At 70.9% G+C, this 23,965-nt stretch carries 28 protein-coding genes; 11 read left to right on the top strand and 17 right to left on the bottom strand.

Annotated elements, in window-relative coordinates; genetic code table 11:
* Window positions 1–7 precede the first annotated feature (7 nt).
* Together ACYVIP_RS13145 and ACYVIP_RS13150 are read right to left on the bottom strand one after the other, a co-directional pair.
* The gene (locus ACYVIP_RS13145; protein WP_460395722.1) at window positions 8–1,054 is read right to left on the bottom strand and encodes an ABC transporter permease; all 1,047 of its coding nucleotides are present in this window, start codon (window positions 1,052–1,054) and stop codon (window positions 8–10) included.
* Window positions 1,051–1,965 (bottom strand): ABC transporter ATP-binding protein, encoded by a 915-nt coding sequence (locus ACYVIP_RS13150; RefSeq protein ID WP_460395724.1) that lies wholly within the window; start codon window positions 1,963–1,965, stop codon window positions 1,051–1,053. The genes ACYVIP_RS13145 and ACYVIP_RS13150 overlap by 4 nt, the downstream gene beginning before the upstream one ends.
* Window positions 1,966–2,002: 37 nt before the next feature.
* Here ACYVIP_RS13150 and pip point away from each other — a divergent pair, with 37 nt between their 5' ends.
* The 4 genes from pip to ACYVIP_RS13170 all read left to right on the top strand — a co-directional run bounded on the left by pip (window position 2,003) and on the right by ACYVIP_RS13170 (window position 5,853).
* A complete protein-coding gene (gene pip / locus ACYVIP_RS13155) occupies window positions 2,003–2,950 on the top strand; it encodes a prolyl aminopeptidase (RefSeq protein ID WP_460395726.1) in 948 nt (315 codons plus the stop codon).
* Window positions 2,951–3,064: 114 nt separating this feature from the next.
* Window positions 3,065–3,511: a hypothetical protein gene (locus ACYVIP_RS13160; RefSeq protein WP_460395728.1), complete on the top strand. Its 447-nt coding sequence runs from the start codon at window positions 3,065–3,067 to the stop codon at window positions 3,509–3,511.
* Between the two features lie 336 nt (window positions 3,512–3,847).
* Window positions 3,848–4,831, top strand: a complete 984-nt coding sequence (locus ACYVIP_RS13165; RefSeq protein ID WP_460395730.1) for a LacI family DNA-binding transcriptional regulator — start codon at window positions 3,848–3,850, stop codon at window positions 4,829–4,831.
* Entirely contained in the window at window positions 4,828–5,853 is a 1,026-nt protein-coding gene (locus ACYVIP_RS13170; protein WP_460395732.1) for a class I mannose-6-phosphate isomerase, read from the top strand. Before ACYVIP_RS13165 ends, ACYVIP_RS13170 begins: the two co-directional genes overlap by 4 nt.
* 58 nt (window positions 5,854–5,911) lie before the next feature.
* Here ACYVIP_RS13170 and meaB read toward each other — a convergent pair whose 3' ends face one another.
* Entirely contained in the window at window positions 5,912–6,868 is a 957-nt protein-coding gene (meaB, locus tag ACYVIP_RS13175; RefSeq protein WP_460395734.1) for a methylmalonyl Co-A mutase-associated GTPase MeaB, read from the bottom strand.
* A gap of 1 nt (window position 6,869) precedes the next feature.
* The gene (locus ACYVIP_RS13180; protein ID WP_460395736.1) at window positions 6,870–8,042 is read right to left on the bottom strand and encodes an acetyl-CoA C-acetyltransferase; all 1,173 of its coding nucleotides are present in this window, start codon (window positions 8,040–8,042) and stop codon (window positions 6,870–6,872) included.
* 123 nt (window positions 8,043–8,165) lie between these two features.
* Between ACYVIP_RS13180 and mce the strand changes: the two genes are divergently transcribed.
* Window positions 8,166–8,609: a methylmalonyl-CoA epimerase gene (gene mce, locus ACYVIP_RS13185; RefSeq protein ID WP_460395738.1), complete on the top strand. Its 444-nt coding sequence runs from the start codon at window positions 8,166–8,168 to the stop codon at window positions 8,607–8,609.
* Between the two features lie 10 nt (window positions 8,610–8,619).
* On the opposite strand, the gene ACYVIP_RS13190 is transcribed toward mce, so the two are convergent.
* Together ACYVIP_RS13190 and ACYVIP_RS13195 are read right to left on the bottom strand one after the other, a co-directional pair.
* On the bottom strand, window positions 8,620–9,222 hold the full coding sequence (locus ACYVIP_RS13190; RefSeq protein ID WP_460395740.1) for a TetR/AcrR family transcriptional regulator: 603 nt from the start codon (window positions 9,220–9,222) through the stop codon (window positions 8,620–8,622).
* A 115-nt stretch (window positions 9,223–9,337) separates the two neighbouring features.
* The gene (locus tag ACYVIP_RS13195; protein ID WP_460395742.1) at window positions 9,338–9,724 is read right to left on the bottom strand and encodes an SPW repeat protein; all 387 of its coding nucleotides are present in this window, start codon (window positions 9,722–9,724) and stop codon (window positions 9,338–9,340) included.
* A 139-nt stretch (window positions 9,725–9,863) separates the two neighbouring features.
* Here ACYVIP_RS13195 and ccrA point away from each other — a divergent pair, with 139 nt between their 5' ends.
* Both ccrA and ACYVIP_RS13205 read left to right on the top strand, forming a co-directional pair.
* Complete coding sequence (gene ccrA / locus ACYVIP_RS13200) at window positions 9,864–11,195, top strand: crotonyl-CoA carboxylase/reductase (RefSeq protein WP_460395744.1); 1,332 nt, start codon at window positions 9,864–9,866, stop codon at window positions 11,193–11,195.
* A 56-nt stretch (window positions 11,196–11,251) separates the two neighbouring features.
* Window positions 11,252–12,313, top strand: a complete 1,062-nt coding sequence (locus ACYVIP_RS13205; protein ID WP_460395746.1) for a chromosome segregation protein — start codon at window positions 11,252–11,254, stop codon at window positions 12,311–12,313.
* Window positions 12,314–12,387: 74 nt separating this feature from the next.
* On the opposite strand, the gene ACYVIP_RS13210 is transcribed toward ACYVIP_RS13205, so the two are convergent.
* On the bottom strand, window positions 12,388–12,831 hold the full coding sequence (locus ACYVIP_RS13210; RefSeq protein WP_460395748.1) for a nucleoside deaminase: 444 nt from the start codon (window positions 12,829–12,831) through the stop codon (window positions 12,388–12,390).
* A gap of 128 nt (window positions 12,832–12,959) precedes the next feature.
* On the opposite strand from ACYVIP_RS13210, the gene ACYVIP_RS13215 reads away from it, so the two are divergent.
* Together ACYVIP_RS13215 and ACYVIP_RS13220 are read left to right on the top strand one after the other, a co-directional pair.
* Complete coding sequence (locus ACYVIP_RS13215; protein ID WP_460395750.1) at window positions 12,960–13,412, top strand: universal stress protein; 453 nt, start codon at window positions 12,960–12,962, stop codon at window positions 13,410–13,412.
* Window positions 13,409–14,512: an adenylate/guanylate cyclase domain-containing protein gene (locus tag ACYVIP_RS13220; RefSeq protein ID WP_460395752.1), complete on the top strand. Its 1,104-nt coding sequence runs from the start codon at window positions 13,409–13,411 to the stop codon at window positions 14,510–14,512. The genes ACYVIP_RS13215 and ACYVIP_RS13220 overlap by 4 nt, the downstream gene beginning before the upstream one ends.
* A gap of 10 nt (window positions 14,513–14,522) precedes the next feature.
* On the opposite strand, the gene ACYVIP_RS13225 is transcribed toward ACYVIP_RS13220, so the two are convergent.
* Window positions 14,523–15,254 (bottom strand): alpha/beta fold hydrolase, encoded by a 732-nt coding sequence (locus tag ACYVIP_RS13225; protein WP_460395754.1) that lies wholly within the window; start codon window positions 15,252–15,254, stop codon window positions 14,523–14,525.
* A 43-nt stretch (window positions 15,255–15,297) separates the two neighbouring features.
* Here ACYVIP_RS13225 and hisC point away from each other — a divergent pair, with 43 nt between their 5' ends.
* The gene (gene hisC / locus ACYVIP_RS13230; protein ID WP_460395756.1) at window positions 15,298–16,350 is read left to right on the top strand and encodes a histidinol-phosphate transaminase; all 1,053 of its coding nucleotides are present in this window, start codon (window positions 15,298–15,300) and stop codon (window positions 16,348–16,350) included.
* Window positions 16,351–16,389: 39 nt separating this feature from the next.
* On the opposite strand, the gene ACYVIP_RS13235 is transcribed toward hisC, so the two are convergent.
* Window positions 16,390–16,674, bottom strand: a complete 285-nt coding sequence (locus ACYVIP_RS13235) for a hypothetical protein (RefSeq protein ID WP_460395758.1) — start codon at window positions 16,672–16,674, stop codon at window positions 16,390–16,392.
* Window positions 16,675–16,792: 118 nt separating this feature from the next.
* Window positions 16,793–17,089 carry a hypothetical protein gene (locus ACYVIP_RS13240; RefSeq protein ID WP_460395760.1) on the bottom strand — a complete coding sequence of 99 codons (297 nt, stop codon included), beginning with the start codon at window positions 17,087–17,089 and terminating at the stop codon, window positions 16,793–16,795.
* Between the two features lie 35 nt (window positions 17,090–17,124).
* Here ACYVIP_RS13240 and ACYVIP_RS13245 point away from each other — a divergent pair, with 35 nt between their 5' ends.
* On the top strand, window positions 17,125–17,343 hold the full coding sequence (locus tag ACYVIP_RS13245) for an FmdB family zinc ribbon protein (RefSeq protein ID WP_460395762.1): 219 nt from the start codon (window positions 17,125–17,127) through the stop codon (window positions 17,341–17,343).
* A 6-nt stretch (window positions 17,344–17,349) separates the two neighbouring features.
* On the opposite strand, the gene ACYVIP_RS13250 is transcribed toward ACYVIP_RS13245, so the two are convergent.
* The 7 genes from ACYVIP_RS13250 to ehuC all read right to left on the bottom strand — a co-directional run bounded on the left by ACYVIP_RS13250 (window position 17,350) and on the right by ehuC (window position 23,964).
* Window positions 17,350–19,128, bottom strand: a complete 1,779-nt coding sequence (locus ACYVIP_RS13250; RefSeq protein ID WP_460395764.1) for a 3-hydroxyacyl-CoA dehydrogenase family protein — start codon at window positions 19,126–19,128, stop codon at window positions 17,350–17,352.
* A gap of 103 nt (window positions 19,129–19,231) precedes the next feature.
* Window positions 19,232–20,218, bottom strand: a complete 987-nt coding sequence (locus tag ACYVIP_RS13255; RefSeq protein ID WP_460395766.1) for a DUF3558 family protein — start codon at window positions 20,216–20,218, stop codon at window positions 19,232–19,234.
* Between the two features lie 59 nt (window positions 20,219–20,277).
* Entirely contained in the window at window positions 20,278–20,937 is a 660-nt protein-coding gene (nucS, locus tag ACYVIP_RS13260; protein ID WP_460395768.1) for an endonuclease NucS, read from the bottom strand.
* A gap of 32 nt (window positions 20,938–20,969) precedes the next feature.
* Entirely contained in the window at window positions 20,970–21,737 is a 768-nt protein-coding gene (locus tag ACYVIP_RS13265; RefSeq protein ID WP_460395770.1) for an enoyl-CoA hydratase-related protein, read from the bottom strand.
* Window positions 21,738–21,774: 37 nt separating this feature from the next.
* The gene (gene ehuA, locus ACYVIP_RS13270; RefSeq protein WP_460395772.1) at window positions 21,775–22,539 is read right to left on the bottom strand and encodes an ectoine/hydroxyectoine ABC transporter ATP-binding protein EhuA; all 765 of its coding nucleotides are present in this window, start codon (window positions 22,537–22,539) and stop codon (window positions 21,775–21,777) included.
* A 1-nt stretch (window position 22,540) separates the two neighbouring features.
* Window positions 22,541–23,200: an ectoine/hydroxyectoine ABC transporter permease subunit EhuD gene (gene ehuD / locus ACYVIP_RS13275; protein ID WP_460395774.1), complete on the bottom strand. Its 660-nt coding sequence runs from the start codon at window positions 23,198–23,200 to the stop codon at window positions 22,541–22,543.
* Complete coding sequence (gene ehuC, locus ACYVIP_RS13280) at window positions 23,197–23,964, bottom strand: ectoine/hydroxyectoine ABC transporter permease subunit EhuC (RefSeq protein WP_460395776.1); 768 nt, start codon at window positions 23,962–23,964, stop codon at window positions 23,197–23,199. The genes ehuD and ehuC overlap by 4 nt, the downstream gene beginning before the upstream one ends.
* Window position 23,965 lies beyond the last annotated feature (1 nt).

Consider the following 23,965-nt stretch of genomic DNA (forward strand, 5'->3'; position numbering starts at 1 on the left):
ACTCGAACTACTTGTCCTCCCACTGGAACACCTTCGCCGCGATCCCGCCGACCACCACGGTGAACGCGCCGAGCACCAGGCACGGCACCAGCAGCGCGCTCGCGTCCTGACCGCGCACCAGGAAGTCCATGATGCCGTCGTTCATGTGCCGCAACGGAAACGCGTAGGACACCGACTGCATCCACGGCGGCGCCTGGTCGATCGGGAAGAACGTGCCGGACAGGAACGCCATCGGCAACACCACGATGTTGGCCGCGCCGGTCGCCGCCTCCTCGGTCTTGCAGAACGCGCCGACCAGCATGCCGATCGCGAAGAACGCCAGCACGCCGAGCAGGAACACCGGTAGCGCGAGCGCCCAGGTGCCGACCAGCTGCAGCCCGAACAGCGGCAACGAACCGATCCCGAGGAAGATCACCGCCTGCACGACGGCCACGCCGATGGTCACCACCACCCGCGAGGTGAGCACGGTGGAGGCGTGGATGGGCGCCAGCCGGATCCGGCGAAGGACCTGCTTCTTGCGCCAGCTCACCAGGGTCAGCGCGGAGCCGAAGACGGCCGTGGTCGCCACGCCCCAGGACATGATGCCCGGCGTGATGAACTGGATCGGCTTGAGCGACGAGTCCTCCACATTGGACACGTCAAGTTGGTACCTCGGCGGCTGGTTGGTCGCCATCAGGTTCATCTTGTCCACCACGCCGACCACGATGCCGCGCACCGTGCCGGCCTGGGTCTGGTCGCTGGCCGCGAACCGGAAGGTGACGTCGTTGCCGTTCTGGGCGACCACCGCCGGCAGGTCGCCGTCGCTCACCTTCTCGACCGCGGCGTCCAGGTCGTCGAACCGCTCCAGCTCCAGCACACCGGTCTCCCCGAGCGCGGAGACCACCGGGCCCTCGCCGACCACGCCGATGGTGATCTTGTCGGTGCCCGCGTCGCGGAACAGCAGCCCGAACACGATCAGGAACATCAACGGGAACACGAAGGTGAAGAACAGGGTCGCCTTGTCGCGGAAGAACCCCTTGAGCATGGCAACCGAGAGGCTCTTGAACGCGGTCACGCCCGGTACTCCCGTCCGGTCAGGTCGAGGAAGACGTCCTCGAGGGTGGCGGTGCGGACCTGTAGGCCGGACAGGGCCTCCCGGTCGGCCAGCGCGGAGAGGGTGTCGGCCGCGCGGCGGGTGGTGATGGTCACCGACAGCTCGTCCTCGGTGACGTCCTCCGCACCCGGCAGCGCCTTGGCGTCCGATGTGGACAGTGAGCCGCGTTCCAGGATCACGTGGGTCGGCGCGTCCAGGCCGCGAACCAGCGCCGCCGGGCGGTCCATCGCGAGGATGCGGCCCCGGTCCATGATCGCCACCCGGTCGCAGAGGATCTCCGCCTCGTCCAGGTAATGGGTGGTGTAGACGATTGTCTTGCCCCTGGCCTGGATCGCGCGCAGCACGTCCCACAGGTTGCGGCGCGCCTGGGGATCCAGCGCGGCGGTCGGCTCGTCGAGGAACACCACGTCCGGGTCGTGCACCAGCGCGCAGGCGATCGACAACCGCTGACGCTGACCACCGGACAGCTTGTCCTCGCGGGTGTCGGCCTTGTCGGTCAACCCGACCAGCTCGAGCATCTCGCGCGCCCGCGTGGTGCCGACCCCGTACAGCGAGGCGAACGTCTCCAACTGCTCACGCGCGGTGAGCTTCTCGAAGAACGACGACGCCTGCAGCTGGACCCCGATCCTGGGCAGCAGCTCGACCCGGCGCGGCCACGGCGACTGGCCGAGCAGCGTCACCGAGCCGGAATCCGGTTTACGCAGACCCTCGATGATCTCTAGGGTCGTGGTTTTGCCCGCGCCGTTGGGGCCGAGGATCCCGAAGAACTCCCCCTCGGCGACCGACAGCGAGACGCCGTCCACCGCCTGGAGATCGCCGTACGCCTTGCGGATGTCCTCGACCACCACCGCGGCGTTCCCATTGCCGTTCACCTGCGTGAACATAGTCGAGCAGGAGAAGGAGAACCGCATGTATCCCGAGATCGAGCCCTACGAGCACGGCATGCTGGAGGTCGGTGGGGGCAACCGCGTCTACTGGGAACAGTGCGGGAACCCGGACGGCAAGCCGGCACTGGTGTTGCACGGCGGGCCCGGATCCGGTTGCACGCCAGGGCAACGGCGGTGGTTCGACCCCGAGCGCTACCGGGTCGTGCTGCTCGACCAACGCAACTGTGGGCGATCGACCCCACACGCGGCGGAACATTCGACCTCGCTCACCGCGAACACCACCCAGCACCTCCTCGCCGACCTCGAGTCGCTGCGCACCACGTTGGGCATCGAGCGGTGGCTGGTGTTCGGCGGCTCGTGGGGCTCGGTGCTGGCGCTGGCCTACGCCGAGCGCTTTCCCGCGCGGGTGTCGGAGTTGGTGCTGTTCGCGGTGGCCACCGGCCGCCAGTCCGAAGTGGACCTGTTGGTCCGTGGGCTGGGGCAGCTGTTCCCCGAGGCGTGGGCGGCGTTCCGGGACGCGGCCGGCCTCGACGAGTTCACCGACGACATCCCCACCGGGTTCGCCCGCCGGCTCAACTCGCCGTCCCCGGCCGAACGGGAGGCGGCCGCACGCGCGTGGACCGCGTGGGAGGACGCGATCCTGCCGACGATGCCGCCAAGCGCCCGGTACCTGGACCCGCGGTTCCGCCTTGGCTTCGCGCGGATCGTCACGCACTACTGGAGCAACGGGCACTTCCTCGGCGAGGACGGCGTGCTGCTCGCCGAGGCCGGCCGGCTGGCCGACATCCCGGGCGTGATCGTGCAGGGACAGCTCGACCTTGGCAACCTCGCCGGGACGCCGTGGCAACTCGACCACGCGTGGCCAGCCGGGCAGCTGATCATGATCGACGACGGCGCACACGAGACGGCGACCACCGGCATGGCCGAGGCGCTGCTCGCGGCGACGGCGAAATTCTCGAAAAAAGATTGAACCAAACGGCGCCGAAATCCGTGTGCTGGACAGGTCAACACCTGCCGGGCACGAGAGGGGACGCTGGTGTCAAGCAAAAGTCTGCTGGTCACGGTAACTTTCACGGCAGTAGGCATGCTCGCGGCCTGCGGCCAGACCACCGGCGGCTCCGCCGAGCCGGTCAGGATCGCGGCGGTGCGCCAGGCGCCGCCGCCTGCCCCGGCCACGGTCTCGCTCAACGCGGCGCGGATCGACGGTCTCGGCGCGGTCCTCACCGACCAGGACGGCATGACCCTCTACCGCTTCGACCAGGACAGCGCCGACCCACCGACCTCGGAATGCGACGCCTCGTGCACGGTGACGTGGCAGCCGCTGGTGGCCGCAGGTGACCTCGTCGTCGCCGGCCTGGACAGGGAACTGGCCGCGACCATGCCCCGGGTCGACGGCGACCGCCAGGTCACCATCAACGGCTGGCCCCTCTACCGCTTCACCGGCGACCGCCAACCCGGCGACACCCTCGGCCACGGCGTCGCCGGCACCTGGCACGCCGCCACCCCCACCGGCGCCAAAGCCACCCCCTGACCGTCGCGAGTCCAACCCTCGTGACCCGCGAGTCCAACGCCGGTGACGTGTTGGCGAGCGGGCCGCGCTGTCGGGACGGTTGGACTCGCCGGGCGGGAGCGTTGGACTCGCGAGGTTCGCGAGTCCGACGTTCGGGACAGGTGAGTTGGGGGTTCGGGCTCAGGCCCGGGGGGTGGGTGACAACCTTGTCGGTGGTTTCCCCCTGGGCGGGCGACTTGCGGAAACATTGCGGCCACGTCAGGATGGGTGACGACCTCCAGCCCTCGACCCCCACTCCTCGCAGCCACTATGACAACGTTGTCTACGCCCCACGCGCGTACCGTTCGCCGAGCCACCATGAGCGACGTGGCCCGGCTCGCCGGCGTGAGCATCAAGACGGTGTCCCGGGTCGTCAACGACGAGCCGGGCGTGCACGCCGAGACCGCCGAGCGGGTGCTGGCCGCCATCGAACGGCTGGGCTTCCGGCGCAACGTCGGCGCGCTCAACCTCCGCCGCGGCTCGTCGACGGGCACCATCGGGCTCGTGCTCGAGGACGTGGCGAACCCGTTCTACTCCGGCCTGACCCGCGCCGCCGAGGAGATCGCCCGGCGCAACGGCCGCCAGGTGCTCACCGGTTCGTCCGATGAGGACCCCGGCCGCGAACGCGAGCTGTCCCTGGAGTTCTGCGCCCGCCGGGTCGACGGGCTGATCGTGGTCCCGGCCGGCCGCCAGCACGCCTACCTCGCGCCGGAGATCACCTCCGGCCTGCCGGTGGTGTTCGTCGACCGGCCGCCGGGCGACGTGGTGGCCGACACCGTGCTGGTCGACAACCTCGCCGGCGCCGCCACCGCGGTCACCCACCTCGCCGGGCACGGCCACCGGCGGATCGCCTTCCTCGGCGACGCGCAGGAGATCTTCACCGCGGGCGAACGCCTGCGCGGCTTCCGCGAGGGCTGCGCCCGCGCCGGCATCCCCTACGACGACACGCTGGTGGCCATGGGCCCGCACACCGCGGCCGCGCTGCCCGGCGTGCTGGCCAGGCTGCGCGGCGGCGCCAGCCCGGCCACCGCCGTGGTCACCGGCAACAACCGGATCACCGTGCTGCTGCTGCGCGCGCTCGCCGGCGCCCCCACCCGCCCCGCACTGGTCGGCTTCGACGACTTCGAACTGGCCGACCTGCTCGACCCGCCGGTGACCGTGGTCGCCGTCGACCCCGGCGTGCTCGGTCAGACCGCCGCTGAGCTGCTGTTCGCCCGGCTGGACGGCGACAGTGCACCACCCCGCCGTATCGTGCTTCCGGTTCGGCTCATACCACGAGGATCCGGAGAGGTTGGCCCGTGACCGATACCGAAGGACGCCGTCCAGTGCTGCTGGCGGCGAACCAGCCGGAGCGGTTCTACCGCGGCGGCGCGGCCATCGCCGCCCTGCGGGGAGACGCCGGGGCGCGCACGTTCGGCCCGGAGGACTGGGTCGCCTCGTGCACCACGCTCCACGGTCAGCGCGATCTCGGCCTGTCCCGGCTGCCCTCCGGTGGGCTGCTGCGCGACGCGGTCGCCGAACACGCCGACAACTGGCTCGGCGCGGCACATCTGGCCAACTACGGGGCAGACTCGGCGCTGCTGGTCAAGCTGCTCGACGCCGGCCAGCGGCTGCCGGTGCACTGCCACCCGTCCGACGAGTTCGCCTCGGCGCACTACAACTCCCGCTACGGCAAGACCGAGGCGTGGATCGTGGTCGGCACGGCCGAGGACGACGCGACCGTCTACGTGGGATTCACCGAGGAGCAGTCACCGGCCACGGTCGCCGACTGGGTCGCCCGCCAGGACTCGGCAGCCATGCTCGGCGCGCTGAACGAGGTCCGGGTCCGGCCGGGCGACACGGTGTTCGTGCCGGCGGGGGTGCCGCACGCGATCGACGCCGGGGTGTTCATCGTGGAGCTCCAGCAGCCGACGGACCTGTCGGTCACGTTGGAGTGGAAGGACTTTCTCGACGATGAGGCGGGCGGCCACCTCGGCGTCGGCTTCGAGACGGCGCTGGGTTGTGTCGACCGGCGCGGCTGGGGCGGGGAGCACCTCGGAGAACTGGTGCGCCACCAGGAGGACACCGGGGCACCGGTGCGGGATCTGTTCGGCCAGCCGGCGCAGTCGTTCTTCCGTGCCGAGCGGGTGCGGGCCGGAGCGGAGCTGGCGCCGTCGTTCGCGGTGTTGGTCGCCCTGTCCGGCAACGGTGTCCTGCACACCGAGCACGCCGGCTCGATCGCGGTGACCACCGGCGAGACGTTCGTCCTGCCCCACGCGGCGGGCGCGGTCACCATCGACGGCGACCTGTCGGCGATCCGCTGCCTCCCCCCGACAGACAGCTGAAGCCCTGAATGGGTCATTCGGGACGTTCACCGTCCCCAATGCCTCATTCAGGGCATGACTAAGGCCGAGGGGTGGCGAAGCCGGTGAGTTCGTCGGCGGCGGTGTAGGGGTCGAGTTCGCCGGCGGCCACCTGCCCGGCCAACCGGTCGAGCACCGCACCGCCGCGCACGCCACCCAGCCGCGCACGCAGCTCCCGCACCGCGATCGCCTCGATCTCGCCGCGCGCGCGCCTGCTCCGCCGGACCGCCAGCTCCCCGCGCTCGACCAGCCAGTCGTGGTGGGCGTCCAGCGCGGCCATCAGCTCGTCGGCGCCCGCGCCGGTCGTCGCCACCGTGCGCACGATCGGTTGCCGCCACGACGGTCCGGTCCCCCGCCTGCCCAGCGCGATCATGTGTTGCAGGTCGCGCACCGCCTGGTCGACCCCGTCCCGGTCGGCCTTGTTCACCACCAGCACGTCGGCCACCTCGAGGATGCCCGCCTTGACCGCCTGGATCCCGTCGCCCATTCCGGGCGCCAGCAACACGACCGTGGTGTCCGCGAGCGCCACGATGTCCACTTCGGACTGTCCAACTCCGACGGTCTCCACCAGCACCACGTCGAAACCCGCGGCGTCGAGGACGCGCACCGCCTGCGGGGTCGCGGTCGCCAGCCCGCCGAGGTGCCCCCGGGTGGCCATCGACCGGATGAACACCCCCGGATCGGTGGTGTGGTCGTGCAGCCGGATCCGGTCGCCGAGCAGCGCCCCGCCGGAGAACGGCGACGACGGGTCGATCGCCAGCACCCCGACCCGCAGGTCCCGCGCCCGCAACGCGGAGATCAGCATCGAGGTGGACGTCGACTTGCCGACCCCCGGCGGCCCGGTCAACCCGAGCACCCGCGCCCGGCCGGCGTGCGGCGACAACGCCGCGGCCACCGCGCGCAGGTACTTGCTCTCGTCCTCGACCAGCGAGATCAGCCGGGCGACCGCACGGGCCTGACCGGCCCGCGCGTCCGCGACCAGCGCCGGAACGTCCACACTAGACACTCAGCAGCAGCGCGTCGCCCTGCCCGCCGCCGCCGCAGAGCGCCGCGGCACCGAGACCGCCACCGCGCCTGCGCAGTTCGTAGGCCAGGTGCACGACCAGCCGCGCCCCGGACGCGCCGATCGGGTGACCGAGCGCGATCGCGCCGCCGTTGACGTTCACGATGTCCTCGCTGATCCCCAGCGACCGGGTGGACACGATGCCGACCGCGGCGAAGGCCTCGTTGATCTCCACCAGGCTCAGGTCGGCGGCCGACCGGCCGGCCTTGGCCAGCGCGGCGTTGATCGCGTTCGCCGGCTGCTCGTGCAGTCTCGCGTCCGGCCCGGCGACCACGCCGTGCGCGTCGATCTCGGCCAGCCAGGTCAGCCCGAGCTCCTGGGCCCTGTCCTTGCTCATGACGACGACCGCGGCCGCGCCGTCGGAGATCTGGGACGCGGTGCCCGCGGTGATCGTCCCGTCGGCGGCGAACGCGGGGCGCAGCCTGGCCAGCCCCTCGACCGTGGTGTCCGCGCGGACACCCTCGTCGGTGTCGAACACCACCGGGTCACCCTTGCGTCGGGGAACGGCCACCGGCGCGATCTCCTCGGCGAACCGCTCGCGGGCGGCGGCGGCCAGTTGGTGGGACCGGGCGGCGAAGGCGTCCTGCTCCTCGCGGGTGACGCCGTAGCGGGCGTTGTACTTCTCCGTCGAGGCGCCCATCGCGACCTGGTCGAAGGCACAGAACAACCCGTCGTGGGCCATGTGGTCGAGCATCGTCACATCGCCGTACTTGAAGCCCGACCTGGATTTCGGCAACAGGTGCGGGGCCTGGGTCATCGACTCCTGTCCCCCGGCGACGACGATGTCGAACTCGCCGGCGCGGATGAGCTGGTCGGCCAGCGCGATCGCGTCCAGGCCGGACAGGCAGACCTTGTTGATGGTCAGCGCGGGCACGCTCATCGGGATGCCGCCGGCGACCGCGGCCTGGCGGGCGGGGATCTGGCCGGCGCCCGCGGTCAGCACCTGCCCCATGATCGTGTACTGCACCTGCTCAGGCGCGATCCCGGCGCGCTCGAGCGCGGCCCTGATCGCGATACCGCCGAGCTGCGCGCCGGTGAAGTCCTTGAGCGAACCCAACAGACGCCCGATCGGCGTACGCGCCCCGGCGACGATGACGGAACCCGACACTTGGTGCCTCCCAGAAATGCTAGCGGCCGTTAACTTGACCATACTCGGCACTCGCCTGCCGGACCGGTCACGATGTGAGTAGCCGCACAGACTCTCGGTGATCCGCGCGATACCTTGTCACGTATGGACGAGCTCACCTCGTATGTCATCGGCATCGACCACGTCGGCATCGCCGTACGCGACCTGGACGAGGGGATCGCCTTCTACCGCGACGTCCTCGGCCTCGAGCTGTACCACGAGGAGATCAACGAGACGCAGGGCGTCCGCGAGGCGATGATGCGCGCCCCCGGCGACACCGGCGGCACCGCCATCCAACTGCTGGCCCCGCTGAACGCCGACTCCACCATCGCCAAGTTCCTCGACCGTGCCGGCCCCGGCATGCAGCAGCTCGCCTACCGGGTCAGCGACCTGGAGGCGGCGATGGATGCCTTGCGGGCCAAAGGTTTGCGGCTGCTCTATGAGCAGCCGATGATCGGCACGGCGAACAGCAGGGCCAACTTCGTGCATCCCAAGGACGCCGGCGGCGTGCTGGTCGAGCTGGTCGAGCAGGCCCCGCGGCAGGACTGACCCCGCGGCCTCACGCCTCCCGCGCGGGCCTGGTCAGCGCGCCGGCGATGAAGTCGACCTCCCGCTCGATCGCCGCCGCGCTGGCGATGCCGTCGGTCTCGTCGTGGCGGGCCACCGAGTGCCGGTAGCTCACCGCGAGCGCGAGCAGCCCGGCCGCGGTGTCCACCATCGCCGATGGCGGGCTGCCGGTGGACGCGGCCAGGATCACCGCCCGCACCTGGTCGACGATGTGGGTGAACCGCTGGTGCAGCGCGTCGCGCACCGCGGCGTGCGTGTCGGCCTCCCGCCACAACAGGTGGGACAGCAGGTAGGAGGCGCGCAGCCGCGCGTCCAGCTCGGCGACCAGCCCGCGCAGACTGGCCGCGACGTCGCCGGGCACGACCACGCCCGCCGGCTCGACCCGCTCGTCGGGCAACCGCTCCACGAGCGCGGCCAACAGGTCGGGTTTGCGCTGGAAGTAGTAGTGCACGAGGCCTTTGGGGACCCCGGCCCGCTCGGCGATCCTGGAAGTCGGGGTCGCGTCGAAGCCGGATTCGGCGAACAACTCCTCGGCCGCCGACAGAATTCGCTCGCGCGCGGACGGGTCGGCGCCTTTTCTCTTGGTCAGTCGCATGTCGTGTCCCCCCTTCTCGACAGGAACGCGGTCCACAACGTAGCCCGTCAATGGGCACGTCGTGGACCGCGTCCTCGTTCAGTCGATTTCCGGGAATCGGCCGCCGGGGCTCACCTCAGTGTTGCCCGGCCATGCCACCGCTCGCCCGGTGCGCCGCCTGGGCGGCCGGGAGTGCGGCCGCGCCGGCGATCACCGTCAGCGCGCCGACGATCCACGATGTCCAGGAGATCCCGCCGAACTCGGTGTAGCCCAGCACCCAGGGGGAGATGAACATGAGCACGCCGAGCACGATCTGGATCCCCTCGCCGTAGACCTGGCGGGGAGCCGCGAGCGACGCGAGCCCATCCAGGGCGACCAGCGCGCCGAGGATGATCATGGTCCACATCGCGGCGTTGTTGGTGTCCGCCATGATCGCGGCGAGCACCGCCACGACGCCAAGCACGACCTCCGCCCAGTCATATGGCCGGGTCCATGGACGGACCGTTGCGGATTCATTCGTCATCGAGACCACCTCCGTGTTCTGCGGCCTTGGGAAGCCTCGTCACTCATCATGCTCCTTGATTGGCCGGCCGGTCAAACGATGTGACACGCCGCTCACCTTGCTGGTCCTGGACCGTTACTGGCCGGTAGCGTGACCTGGCATGCGGAAGCTCATCGACGCCATCCTCGCTGGCGACTTCGCGGCGCTCGGTTCCCTTCCGGTCCCCCAGTCCTACCGGGGCGTCACCGTGCACGCCGACGAGGTCGACATGTTCGCCGACCTGCCGACCAGCGACAAGGACCCGCGCCGGTCGCTGCACGTGGACGAGATCCCCACTCCCGAGCTCGGCCCAGGCGAGGCGCTCATCGCGGTGATGGCCAGTTCCATCAACTACAACACGGTGTGGACCTCGATCTTCGAGCCGATGGCGACCTTCGGCTTCCTGCGGCGCCTCGGCAGGACCTCGCCGCTCGGCAAGCGGCACGACCTGCCCTACCACGTGGTCGGCTCCGACCTCGCCGGCGTCGTCCTGCGCACCGGGCAGGGGGTGAACGCCTGGCAGCCCGGCGACCAGGTCGTCGCGCACTGCCTGGACGTCGCGCTGGAACACCCGGACGGGCACAACGACACGATGCTCGACCCCGAGCAGCGGATCTGGGGTTTCGAGACCAACTTCGGCGGGCTGGCCGAGCTCGCGCTGGTGAAGTCCAACCAGCTGATGCCCAAGCCGGCACACCTCACCTGGGAGGAGGCGGCCTGTCCCGGGCTGGTCAACTCGACGGCCTACCGGCAGCTGGTCTCCACCAACGGCGCCGGGATGAAGCAGGGCGACACGGTGCTGATCTGGGGCGCCTCCGGCGGACTCGGCTCGTATGCCACCCAGTTCGCGCTCAACGGCGGCGCGACGCCGGTGTGTGTGGTGTCCAGTGAGCGCAAGGCGGAGATCTGCCGGCGGATGGGCGCCGAGCTGATCATCGACCGCAGCGCCGAGGGCTACCGGTTCTGGCAGGACGAGCACACCCAGGACCAGCAGGAGTGGAAGCGCTTCGGCGCCCGGATCCGCGAGCTGACCGGAGGCGACGATCCCGACATCGTGTTCGAGCACCCCGGCCGGGAGACGTTCGGCGCGAGCGTGTTCGTCACCAAACGCGGCGGCACGATCGTCACCTGCGCGTCGACGAGCGGGTTTCTCCACCAGTACGACAACCGGTACCTGTGGATGCATCTGAAGCGCATTGTCGGCTCGCATTTCGCGAACTACCGCGAGGCGTGGGAGGCCAACCGGCTGATCGCCCGCGGCAAGATCCATCCGACACTGTCCAGTGTGTACCCGATGGAACGAACCGGGCAGGCCGCCTACGACGTGCATCGCAACGCGCACCAGGGAAAGGTCGGCGTGCTGTGCCTCGCGCCGGAGGAGGGTCTCGGGGTCACCGACCAGGAGACGCGGGCCCGTCACCTGCCTGCCATCAACCGTTTCCGGGGGGTCTGAGGCGCCGGGATGGCCATCACCCGACGGGAATCAGCGGCGCAAGGTAGCGTGAGCGCATGGCGTTAGGTGAGGAGCGCGATCTCGTACCGCTGGGAGCCGGCTTCGACATCACCAAGCGGGGCTACAGCCGCGCGCAGGTGGAGGAGCACCTCGAACAGCTGGACGGACAACTGAAGCTGCTGGCCGCCGACCGCAACGCGGCCGCGGCTCAGGCCGGCGAGCTCACCGCGCAGTTGGAGGTGGCCCGCTCGGCCATCGACGACCTGCGCGGTCAGGTCGAGCGCCTTTCGCTGCCCCCGACCACGATGGCCGGTCTGAGCGAGCGGCTGCAGCGGATGCTGCGCCTCGCCCAGGAGGAACGCGACGAGACCAAGGCCAAGGCCGACGTCGAGGCGGAGCACATCCGCGCCAAGGCCGACGCGGACGCCGCGCAGATGCGCGCGCGACACGAGAAGCAGCTGGCCGAACTGAACGATCGCCGCGCGGCGATGGAGGCCGAGCACAAGGGCGTCCTGGAGAAGGCCCGCGCCGAGGCTGCGGAGATCACGGCCACGGCGGAGGCGGAGCGCACCCGGCTCGACACCGAGGCCGAGCAGCGGCGGACCGCGGTCGAGGAGGACTTCGAGATCGCGATGGCCTCGCGGCGCACCGAGTCGATGCGCGCGCTGGCGACCCAGGAGGCGACGAGCAAGTCGGAGGCCGAGCGCCGCGTGCGGGAGGCGACCGAGGAGGCCAACCGCCGCCGGCACGAGGCGAAGACCGAGGCGACCGCGCGGCTGCAGGAGGCCACCGACGAGTCCCATCGCCGGGTCCGCGAGGCGACCGAGGAGGCCAACCGCCGGATCGCGCACGCCGCGCAGCGGGTCAACGCGTTGCGTCAGCTGCGGGCCAAGGTGTCCCACCAGCTCAAGACGGCCCGCGACCTGGTGACCGACGCGCACGAGAGCCTGGAGTTGGCGGCCCCGGCATTCGAGCCGCTGCCCGACGAGCAGCCCGAGAAGCCGACCCCCGGCCCCCGGCCAGGCCCCGGCCCGGCGAGGGAGCCGTGGGAGTCCAATCTCGACCGCATCCCCGACGACGTCGCACACGCCACCACCAGGCGCATCGTCAAGAACTAGGTCACCCCACCGCCGCCATGCCCTGAATGAGGCATTGGCGACGTTCACCGTCCCGAATGGGGCATTCAGGGCGGTTACTCGCCGATGTCCTCGAACCACAGGTCGGGGCGCGCGGCGATGAACTCCCGCATCAGCGCGACACACCGCGCGTCGTCGACGACGGTGATCGCCACGCCGTGGTCGGCCAGCCAGTCGTGGCCGCCGTGGAAGGTGGTCGCCTCACCGATGATCACCCGGCCGATGGCGAACTGGCGCACCAGGCCGCTGCAGTACCAGCACGGCGAGAGCGTGGTGACCATCGTCGTGTCGCGGTAGTGGCGACGGCGGCCGGCGTCGCGGAAGGCGGCGGTCTCGGCGTGGGTCGACGGGTCGCCGTCCTGGACCCGCCGGTTGTGTCCGCGCCCGAGCACCGCGCCGTCGGGACCGAACAGCGCGGCGCCGATCGGGATCCCACCCTCGGCCAGTCCCCTGCGCGCCTCGTCCACCGCGACCTCGAGCATCCCCACCGCGTCGTCCATACCCCACCCAACCACGCCCAGGAAACCGTCGGTGCCGGTCATTGGGCTGGATCTCGGGGGCCGGAGGCGGCACTTGCACCGCAGGGTAGGTTTACTCGCGAGTAGATAGCGCTATCCGGGAGGCACAGATGGCGGCTTACCAGACCGTGGTCGTCGGCACGGACGGCTCGGACTCCTCGTACCTCGCGGTCGACCGCGCCGCGCGCATCGCCGCGGACAGTGGCGCCACGCTGGTCATCGCGTGCGCCTACCACCCCGCCCGGCCACCGGACGTGGCCCGCGCGCAGGACCAGCTCGGCGAGGACGTCGCCTACCAGGTCGTCGGCTCGACCCCCGCGGAGGACTCGGTCCGGGCGGCCGCCGATCGCGCCAGGGCCGCGGGCGCGACGAAGATCGACACCGTGGTCGTCGACGGCGAGCCGGTGCCCACGCTGTCCACAGTGGTCCGTGAGCGCGGCGCGGACCTGCTGGTGGTCGGCAACCGCGGCCTGAACACGTTGGCCGGCCGGCTGCTCGGCTCGGTGCCGGCCGAGGTGGCCCGCAAGTCCGACGTCGACGTGCTCATCGTGCACACCACGTGACCGAGCCGGATGTCGAGGCGCTGCAGCAGCGCATCGAGCACATCCTGCTCGGCGGCGCCCGCCAGTACACCCGCGCCGAGGTCGCCGAGCGCTCCGGCGTGCCGGTCGACCGGGCGTTGGACCTGTGGCGTGCCCTGGGGTTCGCCACCGTCGGCGACGACGCGACAGTGTTCACCGACGGCGACATCAGCGCCCTGCGCATCGCCAACGGGCTGATCCAGGCGGGCGTGGTCGGTCCAGCCGCCGCGCTGTCCACCACGCGCATGCTCGGCCAGCACATGTCCCGGCTGGCCGAGTCGCAGGTCCTGCTGCTGCGCGACCTGCTCACGGCCCACCCGGAGCTGACCGACGAGCGCCAACTCGCCCAGCTCGTCGAGCACATCACGCCGGCCATGGAGCAGTTGCTGAACTTCGTGTGGCGCCGGCACCTCGCCGCGTACTCGGTACGCATGCTGGTCGCCCCCGACGAGGATCTCGACGAGCGGCGGCAGGTCGTCGGGTTCGCCGACATGGTCGGGTTCACCAGCCTTACCCGCCGCTCCACCGAGGCCGAGCTGGAGACCGTGATCGAGCACTTCGAGGCGATCGTCGCCGAGGTGGTCGCCGAGAACCACGGCCGGATCGTGAAGCTGCTCGGCGACGAGGTGCTGTTCGTCGCCGACTCCCCCGCCGACGGCGCGGAGATCGCGCTGACCCTGGTGGAGCGGGCCGAGGCGGCGGCCGACGTGCCGCCGCTGCGCGCGGGCCTGGCGCTGGGCAGGGTGCTGAGCCGATATGGCGACATCTTCGGCTCGGTGGTGAACATCGCCAGCCGGCTGACCTCGATCGCCCGGCCGGGCACCGTGCTGATCGACCGTGAGCTGTCCGAGGTGCTCACCGACGAGCCGGCGTTCGTGGTGCGCCAGCGCAGGCCGACCGCGGTGCGCGGTTATGCCAGGCTCCGCTCGGCGAGCCTGCGCCGCGCGGGCGAGGAGCCGCCGACCGTGGCGGAGTCGGCCCAGCGCATCGCCGCGGAGTTCCTCGGCCTGCTCGGCGACGAGGAACCGCACGTCCCGCTGCGGCCGGACGACGAGCCCCGGGCGCGACGCAGACGCCGCTGACCTGGGGCGTTCAGTGTTGGGCCAGCCAGCCGGTCAGCGTGTCGGCGACGTGGGCCGGGTCCTCCAACGGGGCGAGGTGGCCGACACCGGCCAGCTCGACCGACGTCGAGCCGGCCAACGCCGAGGCCATCACCTCGGCCTCCTCGGCCGGGATCATCGTGTCCTCGACCCCGCGCACGATCAGCGCGGGCACCCCCGAGCCGGCCAACAGCTCGACCGAGTCCGGCCGGTCGGCCATCGCCCGCTGCGCCCAGGCCACCGCCGCCGCTGGCTGGGCGGCGATCAGCGACCGCACCCGCGCCTCGACCGCCGGTCGATGCGCCAGCGTCGTCGCGCCGAGCAGACCGGTGCGCATCGCGTCGGGCAGCCAGCCGGTGCCCTCCGCGTCGATCCGCTCGGCCATCGCGAACCGGTTCTCCCGCGCCCGCGCCGAGTCCGCCGACGCCTTCGTGTTGACCAGCACCAGCCCACTCACCCTGGCCGGCGCCGCGCGCAACACCGCCAGTGCCACGTAGCCGCCCATCGAACAGCCACCGAACACCGCCCGGGAGACCCCGCGCTCGTCGAGTGACGCCAGCACGGCGGCGGCCGCGGCCGCCAGCGACGGTGCCACCGGCGCAGGCGCGCCGCCGAAGCCCGGCAGATCCGGGGTGACCAGGCGCGACCCCAACGCGGGCCGCAGCCCGTCCCACATCCGGGAGTCGAGCGGGAACGCGTGCAACAACACGACCGGGTCACTCATGTGCAGGTCACCATCCACCACCGTCGAATGCAATGATGCGGGCATGGCCCTCACCGTCCGAGCTGACCTCGCCAACCTCCCGGACTACATCCCGGGACGCAAGATCCCCGGCGCGGTCAACCTGTCGAGCAACGAAGTCTCCACCCCAGCGCCGGCGGCCGTGCTGGCCGCGATCGCCGAGGCCGCGACCGAGGTCAACCGCTACCCGCAGATGGCCAACGACGATCTCCTGGCGCGCACGAGCGAGTACGTCGGCATGCCGGCGGACCGGCTCGCGATCGGGTGCGGGTCGGTCAGCCTGTGCCAGCAGCTGATCCAGGCGATGTGCGTCGACGGCCAGGAGGTCGTGTTCGCCTGGCGGTCGTTCGAGGCGTACCCGATCGTGACGCAGATCGCCGGCGCTCAGGGCATCCGGGTGCCGCTGACCAGCGACTACCGCCACGATCTGGACGCGATGCTGGCCGCGGTCAACGACAACACGCGGGTCATGTTCATCGCCAACCCCAACAACCCCACCGGCACCGCGCTGTACACCGAGGAGTTCACGCGGTTCCTCGACGCCGTGCCCGACCACGTGCTGGTGGTGCTGGACGAGGCCTACCGGGAGTTCGTCACCGACCCCGGCCTGCCCGACGGCCTGACCCTGGTGTCCGACCGGGAGAACCTGGCCGTGGTGCGCACCTTCTCCAAGGCCTACGGTCTGGCCGGCATCCGGGTCGGCTACGCCGTCGCGTCACCGACGGTGGCCGCCGCGGTCCGCAAGGTCGCGATCCCGTTCGCGGTCAGCCGGGTCGCGCAGGCCGCCGCCATCGCCGCCATGGACGCCGCGCCGGAGCTGCTCGCCCGCTGCCTGCCGGTGAGCGCCGAGCGCGAACGCGTGCGCGCCGAGCTGGTGTCCATGGGCTACGAGGTGCCCGCGTCGCAGGCGAACTTCGTCTGGCTGCCGCTGGGCGACCGGACCGCGGAGTTCAACGAGCACCTGCTCGCGCAGAAGATCGTGGTGCGCGCGTTCCTCGGTGAGGGCGCCCGCGTCACCGTCGGCCTGCCGGAGGAGAACGACGCGTTCCTCGCCGCCGCCCGCGCGTTCGAGCGCTGACCGTCCCCTCGCCGTCCACCTACGACGGTCTTCGACGCCTCACGCCGCGTGCGCGGTGACCGGCGTGGCGGCGCGGACCCGTTCGGCGAAGCGCCGCCTGGCGACGACGACCCGGCGCCAGTGTTCGGCGTGCTTCTCGTCCACCGCGGCGGACGCGCTGACGAGCACCTCGGCGGCGCGGGCGGCGGAGTCGATCTCGCTGGCGGCGTCGGGGTACCGGCCGGCGTCGATGAGGGAGTACGCGCGCCGCATCTCGGACTGCGCGGTGGCGTAGATGGCGTAGGCGGTGAGGTTGTGGGCGAGCGGGCCGAGTGGGTGCGACATGGTGTCCTCCGAATTCCGCGTTCCTTACAGACACGTCGAAACGGAGACGCTCGGACAGACACGGGCGCCCATGATTTTCGCGAACTTTCTCCCCGGCCACCCGAACGGAGCAGCGGCCTCACCAGCGCCGGGAAATCGGACCCCGGCGATGCCGGGCCTGCCAGCAGGACTCGTGCCAGTGGCGGCGGTCGGCCACCCCGCCGGTCTCGTCGGCCGGCCACACCACCACGTGTGCGGTACCCGGCCGGATCTCCTGGTCACAACCGGGACATCGATACTGCTTGGTCGTCTGCGTGCCGGTCACCCGGCGGACCAGCCACTCGCCGTCGGCCGCGGCCTCCAGCCGCTGCCAGCCACCGGTCAGCGCTGGGGATGGCGGCGCCGCGGCGCGGCGCTCCCGATTACGGCGAGGCACGACTGTTCACGGTAGCGGCAGGGCACAATACAGACGTGCCGACCTACGAGTACCGCTGCCACGAGTGCACCCAGACCTTCGATGTCCAGCGCCCCATGAGCGCCTCCGGCGACCCGGCTGAATGCCCGGCAGGCCACGCCAACACCGTCAAGCTGCTCTCCACCGTCGCGCTGACCGGCGGGGCGGGCGCGCCGGCACCGGCCGGCGCGGGCGGTGGCGGTGGCGGCTGTTGCGGTGGCGGCTGCTGCGGCTAGCCGTGATCAGCCGTAGTCGCGGAAGCCCTTGCCCGTCTTGCGGCCCAACCGGCCCGCGGTGACCAGGTGCTCAAGCAACGGCGCCGGCGAGAAGCCCGCGTCGCGGAACTCGTAGTACAGCGCCCGTTCGATCGCCAGCGACACGTCGAGGCCGACGACGTCCAGCAGCTCGAACGGGCCCATCGGCAGCCCACAGCCGACCTTCATCGCGGTGTCGATGTCGTCGGCCTCGGCGTAGTGCGCCTCCAGCATCTTCACCGCGTCGTTCAGGTACGGGAACAGCAGCGCGTTCACGATGAACCCGGCCCGGTCGGCACAGTGCACCGGGTGTTTGCCGACCCGCTGGCACAGCGCCGCCACGGTCGCCACCACGTCGTCGGCGGTGGAGATCGTCGACACCACCTCCACCAGCTTCATCACCGGCGCCGGGTTGAAGAAGTGCAGCCCGACGACATCAGCCGGGCGGGTGGTCGCCGCCGCGCACTCGATCACCGGCAGTGATGACGTGGTGGTCGCCAGCACCGCGCCCGGCTTCACCACCTCGTCCAGCGCGCCGAACACCGCGCGCTTGATCGACAGCTCCTCGGCCACCGCCTCGATCACCAGGTCACAGTCGGCGAGCTCGTCGAACTCGACGACGCCGCGCACCCGGCCCAGTGCCGCCTCCCGGTCGGCCTCGGCCAGCCTGCCCTTGACCACCTGCCGGTCCAGTGACCCGCGGATCGCCGCCAGCGCGGCCCGCGCCCGGTCCTGCGCGCGGGCCCGCAGCACGACGTCGAACCCCTTCTTGGCGAACACCTCCGCGATGCCGGTCGCCATCGTGCCGGTGCCGACCACGCCGACCCGCGTGACCTCCCGGGTGGACCGCCCGGCCGCGGCGGCCGGGGTCGGGGTGTGCCCGTCGGGCACCACGACCGGTGAGTCGACGGCGTCGTAGGTGTAGAAGCCGCGCCCGCTCTTGCGGCCGAGCAACCCGGCGGTGATCAGCTGGCGCAGGATCGGCGCGGGCGCGTGCAACCGGTTGCGCGACTGGCGGTACATCGTCTCGAGGATCTCGTAGGCGGTGTCCAGTCCGATGAGGTCCAGCAGCGCCAGCGGACCCATCGGGTAGCCGCAGCCGAACCGCATCGCCGCGTCCAGGTCCTCCCGGGTGGCGTAGCGGGACTCGAACATCGACGCCGCGTGGTTGAGGTAGCCGAACAGCAGCGCGTTGGCGATGAACCCGGCGCGGTCGCCGATCACCACCGGCTCCTTGCCGAGCTTGCGCGCGAACGCCTCGACGTCGGCGGCCACGTCCGGCTCGGTCACCACCGTGCGCACGATCTCCACGAACTTGAGCACCGGCGCCGGGTTGAAGAAGTGCAGCCCGACGACCTTGCCGGGGCGCCCGGTGTGCACGCCGATCTCGGTGACCGACAGCGACGAGGTGTTGGACGCGAGTACCGCGTCCGGCCGGCACACCCGGTCCAGCTCGGCGAACACCTGGGTCTTGAGCTCGAGGCTCTCCGGGATCGCCTCGACCACCAGGTCGGCGTCGGCGAGGTCGGCCAGCGTGGTGGTGTAGGTGATCCGGGCCAGCAGGGCTTCCCTGGCCGCCGGGTCGAGCTTGCCGCCGGCGAGCGCGCGCTCGGTCGAGTACGCCAGATGCTCCCGGGCGCGCTCGATGCCGGCGGCGTCGCGCTCGACGCCGATCACCGTGACGCCGGTCCGCGCGACGACCTCCGCGATGCCCGCACCCATCGTGCCCAGCCCGACAACCCCGACACAGCCGAACTCGCGCGCCATCGCAACCTCCGAAGACCGACGAACCGGGCACGCCGGATGCTACCTGCCGGTAACAAGATTGGCTGGGCGGTCGTGGCTCAGCTCACGAGGCGGTCGTGGCCGCTCAGGCCTTCGGCAGGGTCGAGATGAGGTTCTTGGCCATCATCGTGGCCGGCGCGCAGGGGTCGTCGCCTTCCTCGGCCGTGCGCTTCTCGTAGGTCAGCGAGACGATCTCCGCGTCGTCGCCGGCGAACGACCGGTGCTTCCAGTCCAGCACACAGCGCGCGGCGGCGGAGATGGTCTTCTCCTGATGGCCGGTGATCCCGCCGCCGAGGTCCACCGTGGCGCCATCACTGCTGGCGTCGGGGTCGTAGCCGAGGCGCAGCCGGACGTCGAGCTTGACCACCGGGCTGGACCAGGAGCACTGGTGCAGGTCGTAGGCCTGCTGCTCGACCTCACCGCCGAGCGGCTCGGTCAGCTCGTCGGCCTTGAACAGCGTGCACGGGTCGAGGTCGATCAGCGAGCCCTTGGCCAGGTCGTAGGGAGGCGGGTCGGACCGGATGCGCTCGACGACCGAGGTCATCACCGTGCGGCCGGCCGCGCACAGCTCCTCGGCACTCCCGCCGACCTGCACCACCAGGCCGAGGTTCGGCGAGGTCGAGGTGATCACGGTGACGAAGCAGGCGTCGCCGGTGTCGAGCGTCTTCTCCATGGCCGGCAGGCCGCCGATGTTCTCGGTGGCGTCGACCGCGTTCCCGACCGCGTCACCGAGAGTGAGCGTGATGTTGAGGTCGTTGCCCTTGCCGTCGGTCATGTAGTTCGCGCACTCGTCGAACCCGCCGTGGTTGGGCTCCTCCGCCGGCGCGCCGACCTCCTCGAGGACCTCCGGGTCGAGCAGGTCGCACGGGTTGATCGCGCGGAGCTTGTCCGGCGCGAACGCGGGGTCGTTGGTCTTGGCCACGGGGGGCTCGGTGCCGCCGGTGGCCTCCGTCGGCGCGGCCTGGCCGGCGGGCAGCGTGGTCCGCGGGTAGGTGACCTTGGCCGTGTCGACCTGGGTACCGCACCCGGCGACCAGTAACAGCGTGGCCACGGCCAACAGGAATCCCCTCACACGTGCACCGTAGCCACTTGGCGGGCGGCATGTGCGAGGTACCTCGTTGTTCGCCGCCGTCAGAACAGCCGGAACTCGTTGGAGTCCCGGCCGCGCAGGGCCTCGTAGTCGAGGGTGACGCAGCGGATGCCGCGGTCCTCGGCCAGCGTGCGGGCCTGCGGCTTGATCTGCTGGGCCGCGAAGACCCCGTTCACCGGCGCCAGCAGCGGGTCCCGGTTGAGCAGTTCCAGGTACCGGGTGAGCTGTTCGACCCCGTCGATCTCCCCGCGCCGCTTGATCTCCACGGCCACGGCCACGCCGGCCGCGTCCCGGCAGAGGATGTCCACCGGACCGATCGCGGTCGGGTACTCGCGGCGGACCAGGGCGTAGCCATCGCCGAGGGTGGTGATGTGCTCGGCGAGCAGTGCCTGCAGATGAGCCTCCACGCCGTCCTTGACCAGGCCGGGCTCGGCGCCGAGCTCGTGCTTGGAGTCGTGGTGGATCTCCTCCAGGGTGATGATCAGCTTCTCCCCGGCCTTGTTCTGGACCGTCCACGTCCCCGGTTCCTCGGTCAGCCAGCAGGGCGGGCTCATCCAGTTCAGCGGCTTGTAGGCGCGGTCGTCGGAGTGCACCGACACCGAGCCGTCCGCTTTCACCAACAGCAACCTGGTGGCCATCGGCAGGTGGGCGGTCAGTCGGCCGGCATAGTCGACCTGGCAACGAGCGATCACGAGACGCACGCAGGGCAGGCTAGCCGACTCCCCTCCCCGGCTCAGTCAGGCCATCGCGCGGCGCGCTTCTCCAGGAACGCGGCCATGCCCTCGCGGGCGCCCGGCAGCTGGGCGGCCGAGGCCATCACCTCCACCGCGATGGCGTACGCGTCGGCCTCTGGCCGGTCGAGCTGGGCGTAGATGGTCTGTTTGCCGATGGCCTTGCTCGCCCGGCTGCCCCGGGTGGCCCTGCCGAGCAGCTCGGCCACCGCGGCGTCGAGGTCGGCGTCCGGCACCACCCGGTTGACCAGGCCCCAGTCCTGAGCGGTCGCGGCGTCGACGGTGTCGCCGGTGAGCACCAGCTCCATCAGCCGTTTGCGGCCGATCGAGCGGGCGACCGGGACCGCCGGGGTGTGGCAGAACCAGCCGCCCTTGCCGCCGGGCAGCGCGAACCCCGCCGACTCGGCGGCCACCGCGAGGTCGCAGGAGGCGACCAGCTGGCAGCCGGCCGCGGTGGCCAGGCCGTGCACGCGGGCGACCACCACCTGCGGCACCGACTGGATGGTGCGCATCAGGTCGGTGCACAACGCCAGCAGGTCCCGCACGCCGACGAGGTCGCGGGCGGCGACGTCACCGAAGTCGTGACCGGCGGAGAACACCGGACCCTCGCCGGCCAGCACGATCCCGGTGGCCTCGGTGCCGGCCGCCTCCCGAAAGGCGGCCAGCAGCTCGGTGAGATGGTCGAAGGACAACGAGTTGCGGCGCGACGGCCGGTTCATCGTGATCCGGACCGTGTCGCCGTCCCGGTTGACCAGCAGGTGCTCGTACATGAGCCGAGCCTAGGCGCGCGTGTCTGGGCGCGCGTGCCTAGCCGCGCTCCAACACCGCGCGCAGGAACGTGCGGGTCCGCTCGTTGTCCGGTTCGCTGAACAGCTTGTCCGGCGCGGCGTCCTCCACGATCTGGCCGTTGTCGAACATCAGCACCCGGTCGGACACGTCGCGCGCGAAGTTCATCTCGTGGGTCACGCACAGGAACGTGATGTCCGTGGTGCTCGCGATGTCCTTGAGCAACGCCAGCACGCCGGCCACCAGTTCCGGGTCCAGGGCCGAGGTCACCTCGTCGAGCAGCAGCACGTCCGGTCGCATCGCCAACGCCCTGGCGATCGCGACCCGCTGCTGCTGGCCACCGGAGAGCTGGGAGGGGTGGGCGTTGACCTTGTCGGTCAGGCCGACCAGTTCCAGCAGCTCGTGCGCCCGCTCCTCCGCCTCCGGCCTGGACAGGCCGAGCGAGCGGATGGGCGCCTCGGTGAGGTTCTGCAGCACCTTCATGTTCGGGAACAGGTTGAACTGCTGGAAGACCATCCCGATCCGCTGGCGCACCTTCCGCTGGTACTTCTCGTCGGCGGGGACCAGCCGCGTGCCGCGCCGCATGTGGCTCAGGTACTCGCCGTCGACGGAGATCTGGCCGCTGGTCACCTGTTCGAGGGTCATCAGCAGCCGCAGGATCGTCGTCTTGCCCGATCCGCTCGGACCGATGAGCGTGACGAACTCGCCCGGCCGCACCGAGAAGTTCAGCTCGTCGAGCACCACGACGTCGCCGAACTTCTTGACGACGTCGTCGAATCGGATCATCTCAGTTGCGGTATCTGACACGCCGCTCCAACCCTCGAACCAGTAGGGACGCTGCGAGACTCAACACCAGGAACAGCACGCCGGCGATCGTGATCGGCTCGACGTACCGGAACGCGCGCGAACCGGCCTGGCGGGCCTCCCCGGCGATGTCCAGCACACCGATCATGAGCAGCAGCGGTGTCTCCTTGAGCATCGAGATCGTGTAGTTGCCCAGCGCGGGCAGTACCCGCGGGATGGCCTGCGGCAGGATCACCGCGGTCCACGTCCGGCGGCGCGGCAGGTTCAGCGCGGTGGCCGCCTCCCACTGCCCCGGCGGCACGGCCTCGATGCCGGCCCGGTACACCTCGGCGGTGTAGGTCGAGTAGTGCAGTCCGATCGCGATGACACCGGTGGTCAGCGGGTCGAACTTCAACCCGAAGTCGGGCAGCACGAAGAAGAAGAAGAAAATCTGCACCAGCAGCGGGGTGCTGCGAATGAACTCGATGAACGCCCAGGTGATGGTGCTGACGACCCGGATCGGTGACCGGCGGAGCAACGCGAGCACCAGACCGAAGGTGTAGGCGATGATCGAGCCGAGCACGGTCGCCACGAGGGTGGTCCGCAACCCGTCCGAGACGATCTCCGGGAGGACCTCCCAGGCGTAGTCCCAGTCCCAGATCACCGGTCACCTCCTGGCCGGGGGTCGGCACTGGCCAGCCCGCCGACGCCGGCGTCGACGAACACGGCTTTCTTGTCCCGGCTGAAGATCCCCCGTCGTGGTGGCTTGCGCCCGACGAGCCGGCCGGCCCAGCGCTCGAGCAGCCGCATGCAGAAGGTGATCACGATCGCCAGCGCCAGGTAGAACAGCAGAACGACGATCCAGATCGTGGCCGCCTGCGAGACGTGCCGGTCGATCAGGACCTCGCGGGCCTGGTAGGTCATCTCGTGCACGGTGATCATGGTCAGCAGGGCGCTGCCCTTGAGCAGTTGGATGAACAGGTTGTTGAACGGCGGCACCATCTCGACCAGTGCCTGCGGCAGGATCACCCGCCGCATCCGCTGCGCGGGGGTGAGGTTGAGCGCGACACAGCCCTCGTACTGCGCTTTCGGCACGGACTGGACGGCGCCGCGGACGATCTCCGCGCCGTAGGCGCCGAAGTTCAGGCCGAGCACCACGATGCCCGCGACCAGCGGCACGATCTGGTAGCCGATCAGTACCGGCAGCGCGAAGTAGATCCAGAGCAGCTGGACCACCTCGGACGTGCCGCGCCAGAATTCCACGTAGATCCTGGCGAGCACCCGGACCACCCGCAGGCGGGACAGCATCGCCAGCCCGAAGACGAACGACAGCAGGATGGCGATCACGATGCCACCGAGAGTCGCCTCAACGGTCAGCAGCAGGCCCGCGGCGATGGTCTCGACGAACAATCCGATGTTGTCGAACATG

Source organism: Actinophytocola sediminis (assembly GCF_054779715.1).